Annotated in this window: 22 protein-coding genes; 12 read left to right on the top strand and 10 right to left on the bottom strand. The window is 64.4% G+C overall.

Annotation, left to right across the window (positions count from 1 at the left end):
* The first annotated feature begins 65 nt into the window (after positions 1-65).
* From AV059_RS19920 to nadC, 4 genes are all read left to right on the top strand, one after another.
* Complete coding sequence (locus AV059_RS19920; RefSeq protein WP_058997341.1) at positions 66-1562, top strand: amidohydrolase; 1497 nt, start codon at positions 66-68, stop codon at positions 1560-1562.
* 269 nt (positions 1563-1831) lie between these two features.
* Positions 1832-2959, top strand: coding sequence for a quinolinate synthase NadA (gene nadA / locus AV059_RS19925; RefSeq protein ID WP_174789895.1), 1128 nt, complete (start codon positions 1832-1834; stop codon positions 2957-2959).
* Positions 2960-2961: 2 nt separating this feature from the next.
* The gene (locus tag AV059_RS19930) at positions 2962-4473 is read left to right on the top strand and encodes an L-aspartate oxidase (RefSeq protein WP_058997345.1); all 1512 of its coding nucleotides are present in this window, start codon (positions 2962-2964) and stop codon (positions 4471-4473) included.
* Positions 4473-5294, top strand: coding sequence for a carboxylating nicotinate-nucleotide diphosphorylase (nadC, locus tag AV059_RS19935; protein WP_058997347.1), 822 nt, complete (start codon positions 4473-4475; stop codon positions 5292-5294). Before AV059_RS19930 ends, nadC begins: the two co-directional genes overlap by 1 nt.
* A gap of 15 nt (positions 5295-5309) precedes the next feature.
* Here nadC and AV059_RS19940 read toward each other — a convergent pair whose 3' ends face one another.
* Positions 5310-6053, bottom strand: coding sequence for a bifunctional helix-turn-helix transcriptional regulator/GNAT family N-acetyltransferase (locus AV059_RS19940; protein ID WP_058997348.1), 744 nt, complete (start codon positions 6051-6053; stop codon positions 5310-5312).
* Positions 6054-6238: 185 nt separating this feature from the next.
* Between AV059_RS19940 and AV059_RS19945 the strand changes: the two genes are divergently transcribed.
* The gene (locus AV059_RS19945; RefSeq protein ID WP_058997349.1) at positions 6239-6907 is read left to right on the top strand and encodes an RNA 2'-phosphotransferase; all 669 of its coding nucleotides are present in this window, start codon (positions 6239-6241) and stop codon (positions 6905-6907) included.
* A gap of 17 nt (positions 6908-6924) precedes the next feature.
* Here the strand turns inward: AV059_RS19945 and gpmI are convergent, their stop codons facing one another.
* On the bottom strand, positions 6925-8484 hold the full coding sequence (gene gpmI, locus AV059_RS19950) for a 2,3-bisphosphoglycerate-independent phosphoglycerate mutase (RefSeq protein WP_058997352.1): 1560 nt from the start codon (positions 8482-8484) through the stop codon (positions 6925-6927).
* Between the two features lie 171 nt (positions 8485-8655).
* Between gpmI and AV059_RS19955 the strand changes: the two genes are divergently transcribed.
* Both AV059_RS19955 and AV059_RS19960 read left to right on the top strand, forming a co-directional pair.
* The gene (locus AV059_RS19955; RefSeq protein WP_058997353.1) at positions 8656-9048 is read left to right on the top strand and encodes a hypothetical protein; all 393 of its coding nucleotides are present in this window, start codon (positions 8656-8658) and stop codon (positions 9046-9048) included.
* A 55-nt stretch (positions 9049-9103) separates the two neighbouring features.
* Positions 9104-10354 (top strand): DNA double-strand break repair nuclease NurA, encoded by a 1251-nt coding sequence (locus AV059_RS19960; RefSeq protein WP_058997356.1) that lies wholly within the window; start codon positions 9104-9106, stop codon positions 10352-10354.
* 5 nt (positions 10355-10359) lie between these two features.
* Here AV059_RS19960 and AV059_RS19965 read toward each other — a convergent pair whose 3' ends face one another.
* The 4 genes from AV059_RS19965 to AV059_RS19980 all read right to left on the bottom strand — a co-directional run bounded on the left by AV059_RS19965 (position 10360) and on the right by AV059_RS19980 (position 12363).
* Entirely contained in the window at positions 10360-10662 is a 303-nt protein-coding gene (locus tag AV059_RS19965; protein WP_058997358.1) for a hypothetical protein, read from the bottom strand.
* A complete protein-coding gene (locus tag AV059_RS19970) occupies positions 10662-11027 on the bottom strand; it encodes a winged helix-turn-helix domain-containing protein (RefSeq protein WP_228841846.1) in 366 nt (121 codons plus the stop codon). The genes AV059_RS19965 and AV059_RS19970 overlap by 1 nt, the downstream gene beginning before the upstream one ends.
* Positions 11028-11096: 69 nt before the next feature.
* Complete coding sequence (locus AV059_RS19975; protein ID WP_058997363.1) at positions 11097-11432, bottom strand: hypothetical protein; 336 nt, start codon at positions 11430-11432, stop codon at positions 11097-11099.
* 139 nt (positions 11433-11571) lie between these two features.
* Positions 11572-12363, bottom strand: a complete 792-nt coding sequence (locus AV059_RS19980) for an endonuclease/exonuclease/phosphatase family protein (RefSeq protein WP_079990807.1) — start codon at positions 12361-12363, stop codon at positions 11572-11574.
* Between the two features lie 99 nt (positions 12364-12462).
* Between AV059_RS19980 and AV059_RS19985 the strand changes: the two genes are divergently transcribed.
* The 3 genes from AV059_RS19985 to AV059_RS19995 all read left to right on the top strand — a co-directional run bounded on the left by AV059_RS19985 (position 12463) and on the right by AV059_RS19995 (position 15506).
* Positions 12463-13098: an IS6 family transposase gene (locus AV059_RS19985; RefSeq protein ID WP_058997365.1), complete on the top strand. Its 636-nt coding sequence runs from the start codon at positions 12463-12465 to the stop codon at positions 13096-13098.
* A gap of 56 nt (positions 13099-13154) precedes the next feature.
* Positions 13155-15005, top strand: a complete 1851-nt coding sequence (locus AV059_RS19990; protein ID WP_058997368.1) for an ATP-binding protein — start codon at positions 13155-13157, stop codon at positions 15003-15005.
* A gap of 69 nt (positions 15006-15074) precedes the next feature.
* Positions 15075-15506, top strand: coding sequence for a universal stress protein (locus tag AV059_RS19995; protein ID WP_058997370.1), 432 nt, complete (start codon positions 15075-15077; stop codon positions 15504-15506).
* Position 15507: 1 nt separating this feature from the next.
* Here the strand turns inward: AV059_RS19995 and AV059_RS20000 are convergent, their stop codons facing one another.
* Complete coding sequence (locus AV059_RS20000; protein WP_058997371.1) at positions 15508-15951, bottom strand: universal stress protein; 444 nt, start codon at positions 15949-15951, stop codon at positions 15508-15510.
* A gap of 157 nt (positions 15952-16108) precedes the next feature.
* Here AV059_RS20000 and AV059_RS20005 point away from each other — a divergent pair, with 157 nt between their 5' ends.
* Complete coding sequence (locus AV059_RS20005) at positions 16109-16822, top strand: DUF4013 domain-containing protein (protein WP_058997373.1); 714 nt, start codon at positions 16109-16111, stop codon at positions 16820-16822.
* Here AV059_RS20005 and AV059_RS20010 read toward each other — a convergent pair.
* A complete protein-coding gene (locus AV059_RS20010; protein ID WP_058997375.1) occupies positions 16819-17991 on the bottom strand; it encodes a KaiC domain-containing protein in 1173 nt (390 codons plus the stop codon). The genes AV059_RS20005 and AV059_RS20010 overlap by 4 nt on opposite strands.
* Positions 17992-18099: 108 nt before the next feature.
* On the opposite strand from AV059_RS20010, the gene AV059_RS20015 reads away from it, so the two are divergent.
* Complete coding sequence (locus tag AV059_RS20015; RefSeq protein ID WP_058997377.1) at positions 18100-18951, top strand: NAD(+)/NADH kinase; 852 nt, start codon at positions 18100-18102, stop codon at positions 18949-18951.
* On the opposite strand, the gene AV059_RS20020 is transcribed toward AV059_RS20015, so the two are convergent.
* On the bottom strand, positions 18948-19235 hold the full coding sequence (locus AV059_RS20020) for a hypothetical protein (protein ID WP_004963905.1): 288 nt from the start codon (positions 19233-19235) through the stop codon (positions 18948-18950). The two genes, AV059_RS20015 and AV059_RS20020, sit on opposite strands and share 4 nt — an antisense overlap.
* Positions 19236-19311: 76 nt before the next feature.
* Entirely contained in the window at positions 19312-19920 is a 609-nt protein-coding gene (locus AV059_RS20025; RefSeq protein ID WP_058997379.1) for a hypothetical protein, read from the bottom strand.
* Positions 19921-19925: the final 5 nt, after the last annotated feature.

Here is a 19925-nt window from a genome sequence, read left to right on the forward strand (position 1 = left end):
CTGCACTGTCGGCGTCGCGTGACAAACTACCGAACTGTTTTCCCGCCGCCGGTCCCGGAGCCGGTATGGTCGACCGCGTATTCACGAACTGTGAGGTACGGCCGCTATCCGGCGACGACCCGGCGTCCGCGGTTGCAGTAACGGACGGCACGGTTACCGCCGTCGGGGGCCCGGACGAACTCTTGACAGCGGGTGCTGAGACCGTCGACTGTCGCGGTGGCGTGCTGTTGCCCGGCTTCGTCGACGCCCACACGCATCTGGACATCGTCGGCCGGCGTGCGGTCGAGGCGGACCTCGCCAGGGCAGACGACCCGGACGACTGCATCGGCCGGCTGCTGGCGGCCGACGACGGCGAGGGCTGGGTTCTGGGCTTTGGCTACGACGAGAGCGACTGGGACGGCGAGCTGCTGCAGGCGGCGACACTGGACCGGGTGAGCACTGATCGCCCGGTCGCGGCCGCACGCGAAGACATCCATACGGTGTCGGTGAACCACGCCGCGCTGGACGTGCTGGACCTACCCGCCGACGGCGTCCGCACCGAGGACGGCGCGCCGACCGGCGTGCTCGTTGAGGAAGCCGCTGAGGCCGTCTTCGACGCCATCGCGCCCGACTACACACAGACTCGGGAGTATCTGCTGGCCGCACAGGAAGTGGCCCTCTCAAAGGGAATTACCGCCGTCCACGACATGGTACGGCAGTCGCACGCCCCACAGGTGTACCGCGAGTTGGACAACGAGGACGCCCTCTCCCTGCGGGTGCGGCTCAACTACTGGGCGGACCACCTCGACGCCATACGGGAACTCGGTCTGGTGACGAACCACGGGAGCGACCGCGTCCGAACGGGCGCGATTAAGGCGTACATCGACGGGTCGCTCGGGGCTGGAACCGCGCGGCTCCGGACCCCCTACGCCGACAGCGACAGCGTCGGCGAGTGGCGGACAGACCCGGACGCACTCCGGGAACTCGTGTCGGCAGTCGACGACGCGGGCCTCCAGTTTGCCGCCCACGCCATCGGTGACGCGGCTATCGACGCGCTGCTTTCCGCCGTCGAATCGGTCGACGCCGCTGGCGAGCGCCACCGCGTCGAACACGCCGAAGTCCTCACCGGCGACTTGGTGGAGCGACTGGCAGCGTCGCCGCTGGTCGTTTCGGCACAGCCGAACTTCCACCGCTGGGCAGCGCCGGGGGGTCTGTACGACGAGCGCCTCGGCGAGCGTCGCGGGCTGACGAACCGCTTCCGCGACCTCGTGGATGCCGGCGCGCAACTGGCGTTCGGGAGCGACTGTATGCCGCTTTCCCCGCTGTATGGTATTCAGCAGGCCGTTACCGCGCCGGAACCGAGCCAGCGCCTGACCGTTGACGAGGCGCTCCGGGCGTACACCAGCGGTGCTGCCTCTGCGGGCTTCGACGAGGACCGGATGGGCGCAGTCACACCGGGGTCGGTCGCGGATTTCGCTGTGCTATCGGCCTCGCCGTGGGAAGTGCCGAACGGGGAGATTTCGGACATAGCAATCACGATGACCGTCAGCGCCGGCGACATCGTGTTCGACTCCGGTGACTGAATCAAACAAAGAGCGGTATCGAAGCGCTCCGGATCTTGTTGTTCGGTAACAAACAACTTGATTCAGCAATACGGGATATAGAACCGGATAAGTCGCCAAAGTCGGATATAAAACCAGAGCGGTCACCAACCCCGGAAACAAAAGTATAGTGACCACCGATATTGGATACACAATTTTCTCTGCTACCAACTAACTTCTTTGAAGATAAAATCTTTTCACGAAGTAGTTACGAAGTGTGAGTACCCACAGGTGGATACAACGTGCCCGAAATGGAAACCGCCGCGTTCGAGACGGACCTTAGCCTCTTCAAGTATGACAACCTCGAGCAGCTCCCGCCGTCGTATCGGGACCTCGATGCGGACGAGCGGACTGAGCGCATCGAGAGCGCGCTCGCCGAGCTTGGCGACGACGTGGTCATCCTCGGCCACAACTACCAGCGACAGGAGATTGTCGAACACGCCGACTTCATCGGCGACTCCTACCAGCTCTCGAAAGAAGCGGCCCAATCCGACGCCGACTACGTGATTTTCGGCGGCGTGACGTTCATGGCCGAATCCGCAGACATAATCACGGACGACGACCAGTCCGTGATTCTCCCGTCGATGGAGGCGTCCTGCCCGATGGCCGGCATGGCCGAAGCGCTGCAGGTCGACGCCGCGTGGGCGGAACTGACCGCGGCGCTCGACGACGATGAGGAAATCATTCCCATCACGTACATGAACAGCTACGCCGACCTGAAGGCCTTCTGCGCCGAGCAGGGCGGGCTGGTCTGTACCTCTTCGAACGCGCACAAGGCCTTCGAGTACGCCTTCGAGAAGGGCGACAAGGTGCTGTTCCTGCCCGACAAACACCTCGGTGAGAACACGGCCCACCGGCTCGGCATGGCCGACGAGACTGTCGAGTGGGACCCCTGGGACGCCGAGGGCACCGACGCCGCCGACGCCGTTGAAAACGACGTTATCCTCTGGGAAGGGTACTGCCAGGTTCACGAACGCTTCCGCGAGCACCACATCGAGTCCATCCGAGAGGACTACCCCGACGCGAACGTCATCGTTCACCCCGAGTGTCGCCGCGAGGTCGTCGAGGCCGCCGACGTGGCCGGCTCGACGTCGACTATCTGTGAGTCCGTCGCCGAGGCCGACCCCGGCGAGACGTGGGCCATCGGCACGGAGATTCACCTCACGCACCACCTCCAGCGGTGGCATCCTGACGTGAACGTCGTCCCGCTGTGTGGCGACGCCTGCATGGACTGCAACGCCATGCGCCAGATCGACCCGAACTACCTCGCGTGGGTGCTTGAGGAACTGGTCGAGGGTCGCGAGCGCAACGTCATAGAGGTCGCGCCCGAAGAGAAGGAACTGGCACAGGTCGCGATGGACCGAATGCTGGAGATCTAACCATGACAGACGACCCGATTACGACGGACGTACTGGTCATCGGTTCTGGGATTGCCGGGCTGGCGGCAGCGCTCGCTGCGGCCCGCGAAGGCGACGACGTGACGCTTGCCACAAAGGCGACCCGCCCGGAAGGCTCCTCGTCCTGGTGGGCCCAGGGCGGCATCGCCATCTCCCGAGATACGCCCGAAGGATTCAAAGACGACATCATGGCCGCCTCCGACGGCACCGCCGACCCCGACGCCGTCGACGTGCTGGTGGAGAACGCCAACGAAGCCGTCGAGGACGTACTGCTTGAGACGCTGGATGTCGAGTTTGACCAGAACGGCTCTGGCCACGACTTCACCCGCGAGGCCGCCCACAGCGAGGACCGCATTCTCCACGTGGACGCCTCGACGGGCAAGCACATCCACGTCCCGTTCCTGAACTACATCGACGACCACGACGGCGTGGAGATTCTGGACGATACCGCCGCGCTCGAACTCATCCGCCACGAGGGCCGAGTCCACGGCGCAATGCTCGAATCCGACGGCGAGGTCGACCCGTACTTCGCCGGCAGCGTCGTGCTGGCGACGGGCGGTATCGGCGACCTCTACCCGCGGACGACGAACCCCGACAACACGACTGGTGACGGCATCGGCATGGCCGCGCTCGCCGGAGCCGAGGTCGAGGACATGGAGTACGTCCAGTTCCACCCGACGGCCTGCACGATAGACGGCGACGTGGCCTTCCTCGTCAGCGAAGCCGTCCGCGGTGAGGGCGGCCTGCTACGGAACGGCGACAATGAGCGGTTCATGCCCGACTACCACGCTGACGCCGAGCTCGCGCCCCGCGATGTGGTGGCCCGGGCAGTCAAAGCCGAGCGGGAGGCGACGGGCGAGGTGACGCTCGACGTTTCGCCGCTCGACTTCGCCGAAGAGTTCCCGAACCTCGCCGACCGGTGTACGGAGCACGGGGTCGACTGGACAGACGGCATCCCGGTCGCGCCCGCCGAACACTTCCTCTGTGGCGGTATCAGCGTCGACGACCGCGGCCGGACGACGCTGGACCGGCTCTACGCCGTCGGCGAGTGCTCCCGGACCGGCGTCCACGGTGCGAACCGACTCGCCAGCACGTCCCTGCTTGAGGGCCTGGTCTGGGGCCTGCGGGCCGGCGAAGACGCTGCCGGAGCCGACCCGGAGCCAATCGAAGCGCCGGAGCTGCTCGAACGTGACCCGGACCTGCCCGAGCGGTTTGCCCGCGACAAGTTCCAGCGGCTGACCCGCGTGATGGACGAGAACGTCGGCGTCGAGCGCGACCCTGCGGACCTCCAGCGCGCGATGGCCGTCCTCCGCCGGCTCAAGGGCGAAGTGGATGCCTACGTCCGTACGCGAACCAGCCGCTCGCTGTACGAACTCCGCCACGCCAGCGTCACCGCCCTCCTGATCGCGCGTCACGCCGCCGAAAACGAGGAGAGCGTCGGCACGCACAACCTCGTGGACGCGAGCGAAGACCCGCCGGAGTCCACGGCCGACTGATGCTTACCGACAGCGACATCGAGCGGTGGCTCCGCGAGGACGTGGGCCATCACGACGTGACCAACGATGTGCCCGGGACGACCGAGGGCCGCCTGGTAGCGAAAGCGTCCGGCGTCGTTGCGGGTCTCGACGCCGCCACCGCGGTGTTCGAGTATCTGGACTGTACGGTGGAGACACCGGTCGACTCCGGGGACGCTATCGATGCTGGCGACGTGGTGCTTCGCGTCGACGGCCCTGCCCAGTCGGTGCTCCGCGGCGAGCGCGTCGCGGTGAACGTCACCGGCCACGCGTCAGGCGTGGCAACGAAGACTCGGGCCGCCGTCAATGGGGCGGAATCTGCCGCGACAGATTCCACACCCCGTATCGCCGGCACGCGAAAGACGACCCCGGGATTGCGTGGCGTCGAGAAGCGGGCGGTAGCGGCCGGCGGCGGCGACACCCACCGGCTCGACCTTTCGCACATGGTGATGGTCAAAGACAACCACATCGCCGAAATGGGCCTCGTCGACGCTATTGAGCACTTCCGCGAGCGAGTCTCCTTCGCAACAAAACTCGACGTCGAAGTCGAAGCCCCGGAGGACGCGCCGCGGGCCGCTGAGTCCGGCGCAGACATCGTCTTGCTGGATAACATGTCCCCTGCTGAAACCGAGCGGGCCGTCGACCTCGTAACGGCGTCCGATGCCGATGCGCTCACCGAAGCCAGTGGCGGTATCACCGTCGCGGACGTGCCGGCCTACGCTGAGACAGGTGTGGACATCATCTCGATGGGGTCGCTGACCCACTCCGCACCAACGCTGGATTTCTCCTTCCGAACGGGGTAGCGGCCCTGAGTCCCGTCAGTTCCGACCATCTAGCCGGCGAGCAAGCATCACCTCGTCGACCAGTTCGCCCCTGATTTCGTAGTGGTCGGCACGGACAGCCTCGGCCGTCCAGCCGGCCGCCTTCAGAAAGTCGATTGCTCGCTCGTTCGTCGCCGGCAGGCTGTTGTACACCTTTCGACAGCCACGGCTTGCGGCCCATTCGACCCCGCGGTGAAGCAGGTGGCTGCCGATACCATGGCGACGGTACGTCTCCATCACACCGAGCGTGAGCTCGGCCGTCGACGCGAGTTCATCCACTTCGGACATGGCGACGTGGACCCAGCCGACGACATCGTCGTCCACCGTGGCGACGAATACGACGCGACAACGGTTGGGGCCCCAGCGGACGAGTGTGTCCTCGTAGGCCAGTTGCTCGGCGACGCCGGCCGCGATAATATACGGCGCTTCGCTAGTCACGTCGCGGATCGTACCGACGACGCCGGAGAGGTCCGACGGCCGGGACGGGCGTATCTCGTAGCTAACGCCGGCTTCGTAGTGTTCGGCCGTCTCACCGCCATGAAGTGCCACGGTGAGCTTCCCGTCCTCGGTGGCCTCGATGAGGTCGTCCCGTTTGAGAATGGAGACGTGGTGCTGGAACCGCTCGGGGTCGACACTGATAGCTTCGGCCACCTCGGCGGGCGCGACAGGGCCGTTCCGTTCCACAAACCGGTACACGTCGGACCGCTCACCGCCGAGTTCGAGGTCTGTTGGGGACGGCATCTCGCTATGGCCCACTGATGACTGTATCTACTTGAAGCTACCCGGCACCGTCGCCTGCAATTGCAGGCCGCCTTTGTAGCGGCGCTGCCGTGGTCGCCGGTGAGACCGGCTGGAACAGGGGTTGCTGCCGCAGCATCCCGTGCGTCCGCGTGACGCTTTTGTATGGTCGTGGCTCATTCTCAGCTATGCCAGACGCGGTCCGCCGCTGTCCCGAAGACGGCTTCTTCGAGGGCAACACGTGCCCGGTTTGTGACGCAGTTGGGACCCAGATTCTCGACGGTGCACGGCGACGACAGCTCTCGAAGTTCGTTTCGGGCGCGCTCAGACATTTTCCCGAAGACGCAGGCATCGAGGTAGACAAAACGGGGTGGACGAGCTTCGATTCCCTCCGTGCCGCAGTTGAGCGACAGTACGACTGGGCGGATGCTACGGCACTGGCCGGCGTCATCGCCACGGACCCGAAAGGGCGATTCGAACGGACGGGCGTCGACAATGAGGCAGGAACGACGACCGCTGGTGACCGCGTTCGGGCCGCCTACGGGCACTCCGTCGACGTGACCCTCGATGGGACCGACGACCCCGTTCCGGCGACGCTGTACCACGGGACCGCCCCGCGGAACGTCGATTCGATACGCGAGGCGGGATTGAAACCAATGAGCCGCCAGACGGTCCACCTCTCCGAATCCGCCGCGGCGGCCCGGGAGGTGGGGCGTCGCCACGCCGCCGACCCCGTCGTGTTCGTCGTCGACGCCGCGGCGATGCAGTCCGATGACCGCCGAATCGTCAAGCGCGGAACCGAGACGTACACAACTGACCGCGTGCCGCCGGTGTACCTTTCGCTGCTCGAAAAATAGCGTGGTTGCGTCGCCCGCTACTCGACCAGCGGCGTGCCGGTCATCGCGTCCGGCCGATCGATTCCCATGAGCATGAGCATCGTCGGCGCGAGGTCGGCCAGCGTCCCGCCGTCACGGGCAGTCCGACCGCCGGCAGTTCCGTCGGGAGAGAGATAGATGAACGGGACGGGGTTGGTCGTGTGGGCCGTGTGCGGGTCGTCTTCGGTCCCCATATCGTCGGCGTTCCCGTGGTCGGCACAGATGAGTGCGTGACCGCCAGCAGCCCCAATTGTCTCGACCAGTCGCCCGAGCTGTTCGTCAACGGCTTCGACGGCGGTCACCGCCGCGTCGAAGTCGCCGGTGTGGCCGACCATATCGGGGTTGGCGAAGTTCAGGACCATCGCGCTGGGGTCCTCAGTCTCGATGAACTCGATAGCGGTGTCGGCCAGTTCCGGCGCGCTCATCTCCGGCTGGAGGTCGTAGGTCGCCACGTCAGGGCTGTCGACGATTTCGCGGCTTTCGCCGTCGAATGCGACCTCGCGGCCGCCGTTGAGGAAGTAGGTGACGTGGGGATACTTTTCCGTCTCGGCCAGTCGAATCTGCGTCTTCCCGGCTTCGGAAAGCACCTCGCCAAGCACGTCCTCAGGCTGGTTCGGTGGGAAGGCGACCGGCAGGTCGAACGTCTCGTCGTACTGCGTCATCGTCACCAGCCGGGTGTCCGGTGGCTCGGTGTCGGCCCCCCAGTCTTCGGGTCGGATATCGCCGAGCATTCGGGTGAGCTGCCGGGCGCGGTCTGAGCGGAAGTTGAAGAAGACGACCGCGTCGCCGGCTTCGAGACCGGCGTGGTCGCCGACAGTCGTGGGTTCGATGAACTCGTCAGTGGTGTCGCGGGCGTACGACTCCGTGGCGGCCGTGACGGCCTCATCGGCGTGGTGGTCGCCCTCGCGGCGAACGATGGCGTCATAAGCCCGGCGGGTCCGCTCCCAGTTCTGGTCGCGGTCCATCGCATAGTAGCGCCCGCAGACGGTGGCGACGTGGCCGGTCCCGTGTTCCTCGACGTGGGCTTCGAGGTCGGCGAGGTAGTCCTCGCCGCCGGTCGGCGAGGTGTCCCGGCCGTCGGTGAAGGCGTGTGAGACAGCGTCAGTCCCGCGCTCGCCGGCGAGTTCGATGAGCGCGTGCAGGTGGTCCTGATACGAGTGGACGCCGCCGTCCGACACGAGGCCCATGAAGTGAACCCGGCCGCCGTGCGCCTCGGCGTGCTCAAAGGCTGATAGAATCGTTTCGTTCTCGAAGAATGGCGGGTCCTGTGCGTCGTCATCGGGCGGGGCTTCGCCCCGCGAGCGGGCGATGCTGTCACTGACGCGAGCGGAGTCCTGCTTGACGACGCGGCCGGCCCCGATGTTGAGATGGCCGACCTCGGAGTTGCCCATCTGGCCCTCCGGGAGACCGACCCGGCGGCCGTGGGTGGCAAGCGTCGACGCTGCGCCTGCGTCTCGGTAGCGGTCGAAGTTCGGCGTGTCGGCGGCGGCGACGGCATCCCGGACATCGTCGTCCGGATTCAGGCCCCAGCCGTCCAAGATGATGAGTCCGGCGTCCATATCCAGTGGGTCACGCGACCGGCCTAATACACTGTCGGTCAGTCCCGAACGTGACGGTCGATAATGCGAAATTCGGCGGTGCTGATGGTGCTATCCCCCCGCATCCACTCCGCTATCCTTGCCGGTATCTGGAACCCTGAAATTAAGAGGGTGGCCCGCCTTCGGTCGGGCATGACTCGAAATATTCTCTCGGACGATCTGGCCGACGCAATCGTTACCACAGCCCGGACGGCGACGGGCGACTCGCTCCGTTCGGTGACGTATTTCACACGTGCGAACTTCGAGCAACTCTACCTGCGGGACGACCTCGAACAGGACGCCGACCTCAACGACTTCGTCGGCCACGAATGGCAGGGGTACAAGCAGACGAAAAACGCCTACCAGGAGTCCGAACTGGGCGACTATCGCTTCACCGTGCGCGCGTTCTCCAATGGCTACCTCGTGCGGGCGACAACCGAGCGTCAGGGCGTGCTCATCACCACGGACGGCCTGACAATGCAGTCCTACGAGGAAATCGCCGAGGCCATCGAACGCCTGCTCCGCGAAGAGTCGGGGAAGGAGTAACCACCGAGTCGGCGGGCGACCAAAGGGTTATGCCCGTCCCGGCGAACCCACGGGCATGACGCTGGACCCGGTCCACGTCGACGGGATCGCCAAGCTCGCCGGGCAGGTGCGCGAGACCGTCGAGACGAGTGACCAGGAGGCGGCTGCCGAGGAGGTGTGGGACAACTTTCTCGACCCGCTGTGGCAAGACGGAACGAAGATTCTGGAACCACTGGACGAGCAGCGCCGCCGGAAGGTCTCCATCGAGGATATCGCGCTGGCGGACCCGCCGTTTCCGACCCAGCACGGGCTGGACTCGGGGACCATCAATCCGACGACGTTCAAGAACGGACTGGTGCTGGACGTAGCACAGGCGGCGATGGGGAGTGTTCCCTCGGACGTGGAACTCCACCGGGGCCGGACCATCATCATGGCCGTCCACTCCAACGACGCGACGCTGGGGTTCGACGGCGAGTGGCAGGGCGGAGACCGCGGCTACGCCAAGCGGCGCGTTCTCGACGTACCACAGGTCGACCGTTACGAACAGCGGGTCGTCCACGCGCTGGCGCTGTACCTCGCGGAGAGCCAGCACGCGCTGACCAACGCCGACGTGGTCGAGGACCTGTTCATCCTCGACGGCCCCATCTACCCGACCGGCGTGCTCCGCTGGGCCGACCGCGACACCGAACTGGCCGACCTGCTTGCGGAGGACGACCGCCCCAAAACGGTCGTGAACAACTACGTTGACCTCGTCGAGCGGTTCGTCGAGCGGGACGTCCCGATGGTCGGGTTCATCAAGAACTCCTCGACGAAGGCCCTCACGCGGGCACTCCGCCGCAAGACCAACGCCCCATGGGTGAATGACACCGCCTTCTTCCGCCGAATCCTAGAGCGTCGCGATGACGACGGCGAGCGCCAGACCGACTGTCTGACTGCGACAAACTGGTTCCGCTCGCGGGGCGGCACTGACGGCATCATGGCCGCCGACGGTGACGCGCTGGGCATCGAACGGTCCCTCGACCCAGAAGCGTACGAAGTGACGTTTTTCGTCCTCTATGACCCGCGCTCGGACCTCGTGTTCCGCGTCGAGGCCCCGTACGCGTTCACACAAGACCCGGAGTGCCGGGCCAAGCTCACGCGGCAGATACTCCACGACGTGGCCCGGGAACAGGGGCCGCCCCTGGCTATCGGCAAGGCTGACGAGCTGGCGAAAATCGACCGCCAGGGAAGCGAGGAACTCACCCGCCGCATCGAGCGGACGTTCGAAACCGACCGGGAGCGGGAGTACAACGACATCCGGTGGGGCGCCGTCGAAGAATCGTTCTGAAGGGGCTAGTCGCGACGGGCCAGAACGATAGCGTAGAGGAGGACAAGGAGACCGACGAGTTCTGTGATAGTGCCCGGAAGGGGAAACACCACTCGCGGGAGAACCTGCACGGCGCTAAGGGTAACGAGGTACGAGACGAAGGTGAGGAGGCTGATGCCGATAGCCAGTGCGAGCATGGAGCGGGTCCGCCGTCGACGGTAGCCAACGAGCGCCAATGCAGCAATGAGCAGTCCGACCCCCGTCTGTGCGAGGTGGAACGCAGTGTTCACGGTAACCCACGTTTCGGCGGAGAGGCCGGCGACCTCCATTAGAGCCCCTCCCAGAGGTCTACCAACGCATCGGCGAACTCGTGTGTCTTTGACTCGACGGAGAGGCTCACATCGAAAGCTCCGTCGGTGAGACACACTGTGAGTTTGTCCATCTGTGCCTCGTACACGTCTATGTGGTGCCCGTCATCCGCAATTTGCGTTCGAGCGGTGACGAGGCCGCAGTCCTCAAGGGCGTCGAGACGGCGGTACACGGTCGAGGGTGACATCTCGCAGTCGTTGCTGAGTTCAGTTGCTGTCATCGGTCTGTGACTCGTGGCTGCAAGGAGCGCGCGAGCGTATTCGTCATCGAGGAGGGCAAACACCTCGGTCGGGGACGGGTCCTCGGCCACGCGCAGTGGTTTCACCCGACACCGCCGTATAACTCACCGGTCGTTCGCTGACTCAGAAAACGGCGGTAAAGCTGGCCGCTCCGACTACGCCGTCTCGGCCTGCTGTACCGTCACTTCAACCGTCTCGCCGGCCACGCCGAGTCGGGCGAACTGCGTTCGGACGTGTTCCTTGGCCGCGTCGATGGCCGCATCGCGCGTCTCGAAGCCACGGGGCATCGGGGATTCGAAGGCGATTCGGATCTCGCGGTCGTCGATGGACTGGACCTGTCCGCCGCTTTCGACCTCGTAGAAAGCGTCACAGACCCAGACGTAGGGCGTCCCCTCGTCCGGCGCGCCCTTGAACTCGGGCGGCTCCTCACCCGGCTCGTACAGCGTCCCGGTCAGCGCCGTCCCGCCCGCCGTCCCCCGAATAAGCAACATAGTTACACGTAGGGGCCCCAGCGGCAAAAGATTCTTCGCCGGGTCATGGGTATATTTAGTTTAGCAATGGCGACTGCAGAGAGCCAGAAAGCCCCGGCTGGCTATTCTTGACTTCTCTACACTAACCAAATATGCCGGGTCAGGGCTCGCAGTCGACCACGACGGGCAGGTGGTCGGAGCCGTAGTGGTCGTCGTCGCGGTCGGCAATGACCGCTCTGGTGTCGACGGCCACGTCCTCGCTGACGAACACGTGGTCGATCCCCATCTCGGGAAGCAGCTCGTGGAAGTCGGTTCGGCTTGTCGTCGGGCCGTGGGTGACGGTCGCTGTGTCGCGGGTGTCGACGAGCCGGCGGCCATCCGGGAGTTCGTGCCCCTCGGCGCGCTCGTAGGCCGGTTCACCGACGACACAGTTGAAATCGCCCATCACCACTGCGGGCGCATCCCGGGCGGCAGAATCGAGATGGTCAAGCACCAGTTCGATACCTGAACGGCGGGCGTCAGCACCCTCGTGGTCCAGATGCGTGTTCAGACACAGGAGGTCAGCGTCAGCATCGCGGTCACGAAGGCGGGCCCAGGTCGCTACGCGGGGATAGGCGGCGTCCCAGCCGACGCTGCTCGGCTCGGCGGGCTGTTCGGAGAGCCAGAACGTGTTCGTGGCCGCACAATCGAAGCGCTCGGCCCGGTAGCCGATGGCCGTGTGCTCCCCGCCGGCATCGACGGAGTCCCGCGGGTCACCGACCCACTCGTAGCCGTCCAGCAACACCTCTAGCTCCCGGAGTTGGTGTGCCATCGCCTCCTGCACCCCGATAATATCGGGGTCGTGATACTGGATGGTCCCCGCCACCAGCCGCCGCCTGTGGGGCCACCCGTCTACCCCATCCCCGGCGGTATCGTACCGCACATTGAAAGACATCACCCGCGTCGGCTTCATATGCGTTCGTTGACAGCCATCCGGGTAAGGTTTCACATTCATGCTGCGGTCGTGTTTAGTTAAGCGTGAAAAGTGAGGCGGACAGATTTCTTGGTGCCTATGCCAGAAATCAGCCGCCTCAGCGGACATAGAGACTGGATTGATTTGGATTTTGTGGAGCGTGAGCGGACACCCGAGTCGGCGATGGCGTTGGGTATTAAATCCCACGTTGCGGGACTGTCGTTGTCGAATACCGTCGAATTACTCGATTCGCTGGGTGTCCGACGCAGTCGGAAAGCGATCCACGATTGGGTTCAGAAAGCCGATCTACAGCCCGAATCTGGGAAATCTCCGAATCAGGTTGCGCTCGACGAAACAGTGATTCGCATCAATAATCAGCAATTCTGGCTGTACGCTGCCGCCGATCCGCAGTCGAACGAACTGCTTCACGTCCGGCTGTTTGCGACGACTACGACCACCCTCACGGAAATTTTCCTGCGCGAACTTCGGCAAAAACACGATGTCGAAACTGCTGTCTTTCTGGTCGATGGCGCTCAACACCTCCAAACTGCACTGCAACGAACTGGACTCCGATTTCAGATGTGTCGCAACGGAAATCGGAACGCTGTCGAACGGATTTTTCGAGAACTGAAGCGTCGAACCTCGTCGTTTTCAAACTCCTTCAGTCACGTCGACCCGGAAACCGCCGAAAACTGGTTGCAGAGTTTCGCTTGCTGGCATAATGCTACAAACTAAACACTACCCATGCTGCTGGGGAAAGGTGTTAATCCCCGGCTACCCTGAACTGGGGTATGTCCGACCTCGGGGATTTCACTGATTTCGACGGCGACGACGCGGCGGCCGACGACGAGGCCGCACAGTCGGCCGAGACGGCCGACGACGGCGATGGAGCTGTCGATGCGTCGGGGGAAACCGACCCGACAACACAGTCTGCAGACGATGACTTCGAAGATATGGATGTGACACCGGCCGGAACAGACACCGGCCTCGGCGTCCTCTCGGCCGCGAATGGCCTCCGAATCAGCGAAGAGGCGGAGGAAACGGTCCTCCGGGCGTACGTCACCGCGCGGAACCGCTCGCGTCTGCGCATCGGCACGTATTTGCTCGTCCCCTATCCAGGCGGTGAGCGCCTGTTCTGCCGCATCAAGGCCCTGGAGTACGCCCAGGAGTTCCACGCCGACGACGCGACCGAAATCCACGCCCGGCGAGCGATGCGGGAGCGCGGCATCGACGAGCGGGATTTCAAATTCATCGCCGAGCTTGAGCCGGTTGCAGTGCTGTACAGCGACGGCGGCGAACTCAAACGCCGGATGACCGACCGGGTGCCAAAACCCGAAACCGTCGTCCGGGAGGCCACCGACAAGTCAGAAATCAAGACCGGCCTGAAGATTCCCGAGGACGGCGTCTTTCTGGGCCACCTCGCCGTCGGTGGGGAAAAGGTCCGGACGGCCGCCGAGCCGCCGACCATCGACTACCGGCTGAAAGACGACTACGACGCCGGCGACCCGCTCGTGTTCCGGCACACCCTCGTCGCAGGTGGGACTGGGTCCGGGAAGACCCACAGTTCGAAGAACGTCCTGCGGCAGTATCTCGGCCGGACCTACGAGATGGGCGACGGCCGCACGCCCGAACTCGCGGTCGTCCAGTTCGATCCGCAGGACGAGTACGCCCAGATGCACGACGACAACCCCGCGATGACTGACGAGTTCGAGCGCCGCTGTGAGCGGGAGGGCGTCGCCTACGGCGGCCACGACGACACCATCGCCTTCGTCCCCAAGGTGGCCGGGGCCGACTACAACGCCAGCCACCACCGCGCCGAGCAGGTGGAGTTCACAATCCCGTTCTCGCTCGTCCACGACAACCCCTGGCTCATCGCCGGGTCGAGCCTGAACGACAATCAGTACGGCGCGCTGGTGAACACACTGCTCCCGCGGTTCAAGCGCGAATACGGGGAGGGCGGGACCTACAGCGACTTCCGGACCTTCCTCGGGGACCCCGCGCTCAAGGAGGAACTGGACGAAGCGGGCGACGTCCACGAGGCCACGTTCGACGCCGTCAAGCGCCGCGTCCAAGGCTTCGGTACGGTCTTCGATCAAGATGCCCGACCAATCACCGACCAGATTTCGCAGTTCGTCCGCGACGGCGGGCTGACGGTCATCCCGACCTATCACATCACGGACTCCCGGACCGCATCGACAATCGTATTGGCCGTCTCCAGCCTGCTCATCGACCAGAAGCTCTCGAACGACCCGGACTACGACCGCATCAAGGAGACGCCGCTCGTCCTCGGGATGGACGAGGCCCACAACTTCCTCACTGACGCCGACAGCGTCCAGGGGCGCAAGGTCATCGGGAAGTTCACCGAAGCCGCCAAACAGGGCCGGAAGGAGCGCCTCGGCCTGTACCTCATCACGCAGGACCCACAGGACATCGCCGACCCGGTGTTCAAGCAGATCAACACGACGATGGTCCTCAACCTCGGCGACGAGGACGCCATCTCGGCGGTGAACATCCCCAGCAATCTGGAATCGAAGGTCCCCTACATGGAGAAGGGCCAGCGGGTCGTCTACTCGCCCGATAACTCCGAGCCGGTCGAACTGATCGGCCTGTCGACATGCGTGACCCGTCACGGGCGGGACTGACAGACTGCAGGCCAACTCACCGATTGCAGCGGGCCGAAGATTCAAACCGGCCCCAGCGGAAGTGGGTATATGGAAAAGCGAATCCTCGTTCCGGTCGACAGTTCAGATCAAGCAACGGTCGCCTGTTCGTTCGCAGCCGAGGAGCATCCCGACGCAACGATCGTCCTCCTGCACGTCATCAACCCCGCAGAGGCGGGCTACAGCGCAGAGGCCTCGATTCCCTCCTTCTCCGAGGAGTGGTACGAAAAACAGAAAGCCACAGCGGAGGACCTGCTCGACGAACTCGAAGCGGAGGTGACCGAGTCCGGTGTCGAGTCCGTCGAACGCGTCGTCGAGGTCGGGCGACCGACGAAGGTCATCGTGGAGTACGCGGACGAGCACGACATCAACCAGATTGTCATGGGAAGCCACGGCCGCTCGGGGATGTCCCGCATCCTGCTGGGCAGCGTCGCCGAAATCGTCGTCAGACGGGCGTCCATCCCCGTAACTGTCGTCAGATAGCTTACGGGTGCCGGATGATATGGACGTCGTATTCAGGGTCTTCTGATACTGGAGAGCCGACGCTACAGACCGGCGTCGACACCCGCCCGGCGTTTTCACTGCCGATGAACACGATCGAGGCCTCCTCTTCGTGAGCGACCTCTCTGATCGTCCGGGTGATATTCGTCGTCGTTGACGCCATCGAGCTCACGTCTTCCGGGACCTCGTAGCGGAACGACGCCGCCGGGGCGACCGACTCGGCTTGCTCTCGCATCCGGTCGGCGACCGCCTCGACAGTGAACGCCTCGTCCGCATCGGTCCAGCCGCGTTCCCGCGCGTACGCCGCATCGTCCGGGATAACGGACAGCGCAGTGATGTCCTCGTCGCGGTAGTCCGCGAACTCCATCGCCCGCGTGAGCGCGGCTTTCGACAGGTCCGAACCGTCGAAGGGCACAAGTAGTACCATATCCCTCCTGTCGCCCGGTTGTGATTTATTGGTTCCGCAAGCCGGTACGGTTTAAGCGAGACAGTGTCGGCGGCGACATACCACAGTCCAGCGGTAAGCCGAGCGAATAATCCGGCAAGGTGTCTGTAACTAACTATGTTGCGTGTGACCGATAGGCATGGAATCGATAGACGACGCACTCAGGTATCCCATGGAAGACGACGACTGGACCATGACCGTTCTCATCGGTGGCGTCCTCAGCCTCCTCGTATTTCTCCTCGTCCCCGCTATCCTCGTGTACGGCTATCTCGTTCAGGCAGTCCGCGAGCGGGCAGACGGAGCGACACAGCCGCCGGGGTTCGAGGACTGGGGCGAACTGTTCGTCGACGGCCTCAAAGCCTGGGTCATCGGCATCGTGTATATGCTCGTCCCGCTCGTCGTGTTCGGGGTGACCGTCGGCGGCAGCCTGTTCGCGATGGCGACCGGAACTCGCGCCGGAGCGGGTGCCGGTCTGGCCGGCCTCTTCGGCGGGCTGGCGATATCGTTCGTCCTGTCGCTGGTGTTCGGCTACGTGGCGACGGCCGCCATCATCCACTTCGCCTGTACCGGCGAGTTCGGTGCCGGGTTCGACTTCGGGACGCTCCGGAAGTTAGTCATGTCCCCGGAGTACGCGACGCCGTGGCTGGTCTCGATTGCGCTGTTCATCGCCGCCAACGTCGTGGTGAACTTGCTCAACGTCGTTCCGTTCATCGGCTCGCTCATCGCCGTGATTCTCAGTCCGTTCGCCACCTTCTACGTGCTGGTCGTCGCGACGGACCTCTGGGCCGGCGGCTACAACGCCGCACTCGACGAGCGGGACGAACCGGAGTCGGTCGGGACGGCAACGGTTTAGAAGATGTTGGCCTGCTGGTAGACCGAGATGCCGTCGTTCGTTATCTCGTAGGGTTTCGTCTCCCGCGAGTGGTTCGCGTTCCGTATCTTCTGAATCTCGACGGCAAGTCGCGTCTCGCCAGTGTCCGACCGGACGTACTGAAGGATGAACACCGCGTCGGTCAGGTATTCGATGATACCATGTCTGGACGCGAAGGGGTTGTTCTCACTGGCCTCGGAGACGAGCATCGTCGTCACGCCGGCCTGTTTCAGCGACCGGGTGAAATCGAACACTTCGGTGCGTCTACGGGACTGATCGTCGTACATCATCTCGAGCAGCGAGACGGAGTCGAGTACCAGCCGGTCGGCGTCGAATTTCTCGATGAGTGCCGGCAGCTCGCCACGAATGTTGTCGAGGCTGTTTGCCATCTCGACCGGGTCGAGGTCGACGATCGCAAGCTGGCCCTGTTCCTCGTACTCCTCGAACCCCCAGCCGCGGTCACCGGCGGTGTCCAGTATCGCGTCGTGAGACTGTTCGAGCGTCAGAAAAACCGCGTTCTCGCCGTTCCGAAGGCCGTGGTGCAGGAACTGCAGCCCGAACGTCGTCTTCCCGGTTCCGGCTGAACCGATAGTGACGATGAGATGCCGCTGTGGAATCCCGCCCTGAATCATCTGGTCGAGCCCCTCGATACCGATGTCGACCCGCGGGATGTCGGACTCGAACTCCTCCTCGAAGTCGCTCCCGCTGTCACCGTCACCGCTGCCGGCAGATTCGAACGCGGTGGCGAAGTCGTCGTCGAAGAGCCCGCCGCCATCGTCGTCGGAGGACCCAACGTCGGCATCGGCAGGCCCACTCTCGCTGCTGAAGGGGTCACCGCTGCTGTTGTCGAACGGGCTGCTATCACTGTCCCCGCCAGAAGCGGCGCTGCCGTCATCATCAGATGGGCTGCTATCACTGTCTTCGCTAAAATCAGCGCTTCCATCGTCACCGAACGGGCTGCTCTCACCACTGCTACTGCCGTCGTCACTGTCTGCCGCAAACGGCTCAGTGTCCGCAGCTGTAGGCTCTTCGGCGCCGCTCTCGGATTGTGTCGCCGAAGTATCGTCGGTATCCGTCTGTTCGCTGTCGCCGCCCTCATCGTCCAGCGCACTTTCGAACCAGTCGTCGTCGGACCCGTCGTCCCCGCTCATACGCACGACCACCAGCCACACGAACGGCCCATGGAAGTGGATACGCGTCGGGACGGATATAATTGCCGTCGTAGAGGGTTTATATGCGGCCGGCGGGAACGTCCGGCAATGACTGTCGGTATCGTCGCGCAGCGGGACAACGACCGGGCCATGTCGCTTGCGAGTACACTGTGTGACCGACTGCGCGCCACGTCGGCGGCCGTCGTCGTGGATGAAACGACCGCCGGAGCGCTGGGTGACCACGACGCATGGGAGGCAGCCGTGCCCGATTCGGCTCCGGTCGATGAGATGTCCGCCTGTGACCTCGTCGTGAGTATCGGCGGCGACGGGACGTTTCTGTACGCAGCCCGCGGTGCGGGGTCAACACCGATACTGGGGGTCAATCTCGGCGAAGTCGGCTTTCTGAACGCTATCGCACCCGAAGAAGCCGTCGAGACCGTCGTCGCGGAGGTCGAACACATCCAGAAAACCGGGAGCGCCAGAACGCGAGCCAAGCCACGGCTGCAGGCCAGCGGCGACGACTGGGAGCTTTCGCCGGCGCTGAACGAGGTCGTCGTGCAGGGGGAACGCCGCGGTCACGGCGGCGGGGCGACGCTCGACGTGTACGTCGACGACTCGCTGTACACGTCCGGCCACGCCGACGGCGTGCTGGTGGCGACACCCACCGGCTCGACAGCGTACAATCTCAGCGAACGCGGCCCGCTCGTCCACCCCGACGTGGCCGGTCTCATCGTCACCGGGATGGCAGACGAGATGGGGACACCGCCGCTGGTCGTCGACGTTGACAGCGAAATCGTCGTCGAACTCACAGACGCCGACAGCGGTGTCGTCGTCAGTGACGGTCGGGTTCGAAAGGACGTGGTCCCGCCGGAGCGGATAACAATCTCGCGTGCGGGCGAGCCGGTCCGACTTGCCGGGCCGCCGCTTGATTTCTTCACCGCACTCGACAAGCTAGCCTAACGCCGACCGACGGCGTACAGCACCGGGGCGAGGACGAGCAGCACGATGCCGAATAGTTTGTACTGGAACGACGATGCGAGGACGCTCGCACTGTTCGGTTCCATCGCCGATGCCGGTGTAATCACGAGCAGTGCGCCCAGCGCAATTGTGTGCAGTCCCAGCATCCGGAGCGACCGTTGCGGGAGAATTGCGACGAGCCCACCGACAAAGCCGAGTAGCAGGACATCACCGATGGTGTAGTTCAGCAGGAAACTATCGATGAGTTGCAGCGGTGACGCGAGCATTCCTATCCAGAATCTCGCCGGGATGGAATCTTTAAAGTTCCGTTACGCCGCCGACCCGCGGGCGGCGTTCGGCCGTTCAATCGCCCGTTGTCCCCAGCGGCGTGAGCAGGAGGTAGCCGGCCGACGGGGCGCCGGCCGTCCGCAGCCGGAACTGTCTCGGTTTGTCGAGTGCCGTCGAAAGGGCCACGACATCGAGGTCAGTTGTACTGACTGTCTCGGCGTCCACTTCGTCGATACCAGCCACGAGCAGCGCCTCGGAGAGCGCCGTTCCGTTGAGGCGGTCGGACGGCACGTCGAACGTGGTCCCGAACGCCTCGTTGGCCGCACGCACGACCGGGCCATGGCCCTCATCGGCGAAGTACAACACCGGGTCCGGATGACCGTCGAAGAGATCCACCGGCTGTGGCTCCGGTGTCTGCTCGGCGTCTGCCGACACAGTCATCGTCTCGTCAGTCGTCTCACCGGGCGAATCAGTTACCAGCAGGTAGGAGACGCCGCCCAGCCCGCCGCCAAGCGCCAGACCGAGGCCGACGGTAACCTGTTCCGAAAGTCCGAGTGAAAACACTGACTGCACCACCAGCGCGACGGTAGCGAGCACGACCGCTCCTGCCCCTATCCAACCGACCACGGCCGCGAGGCTGCCAAGGCGATGTCGACCGCCCGTGCCCGCCGACGACTTGCTCATCGGGA

This window comes from Haloarcula sp. CBA1127 (assembly GCF_001485575.1).
Lineage (GTDB): Archaea > Halobacteriota > Halobacteria > Halobacteriales > Haloarculaceae > Haloarcula.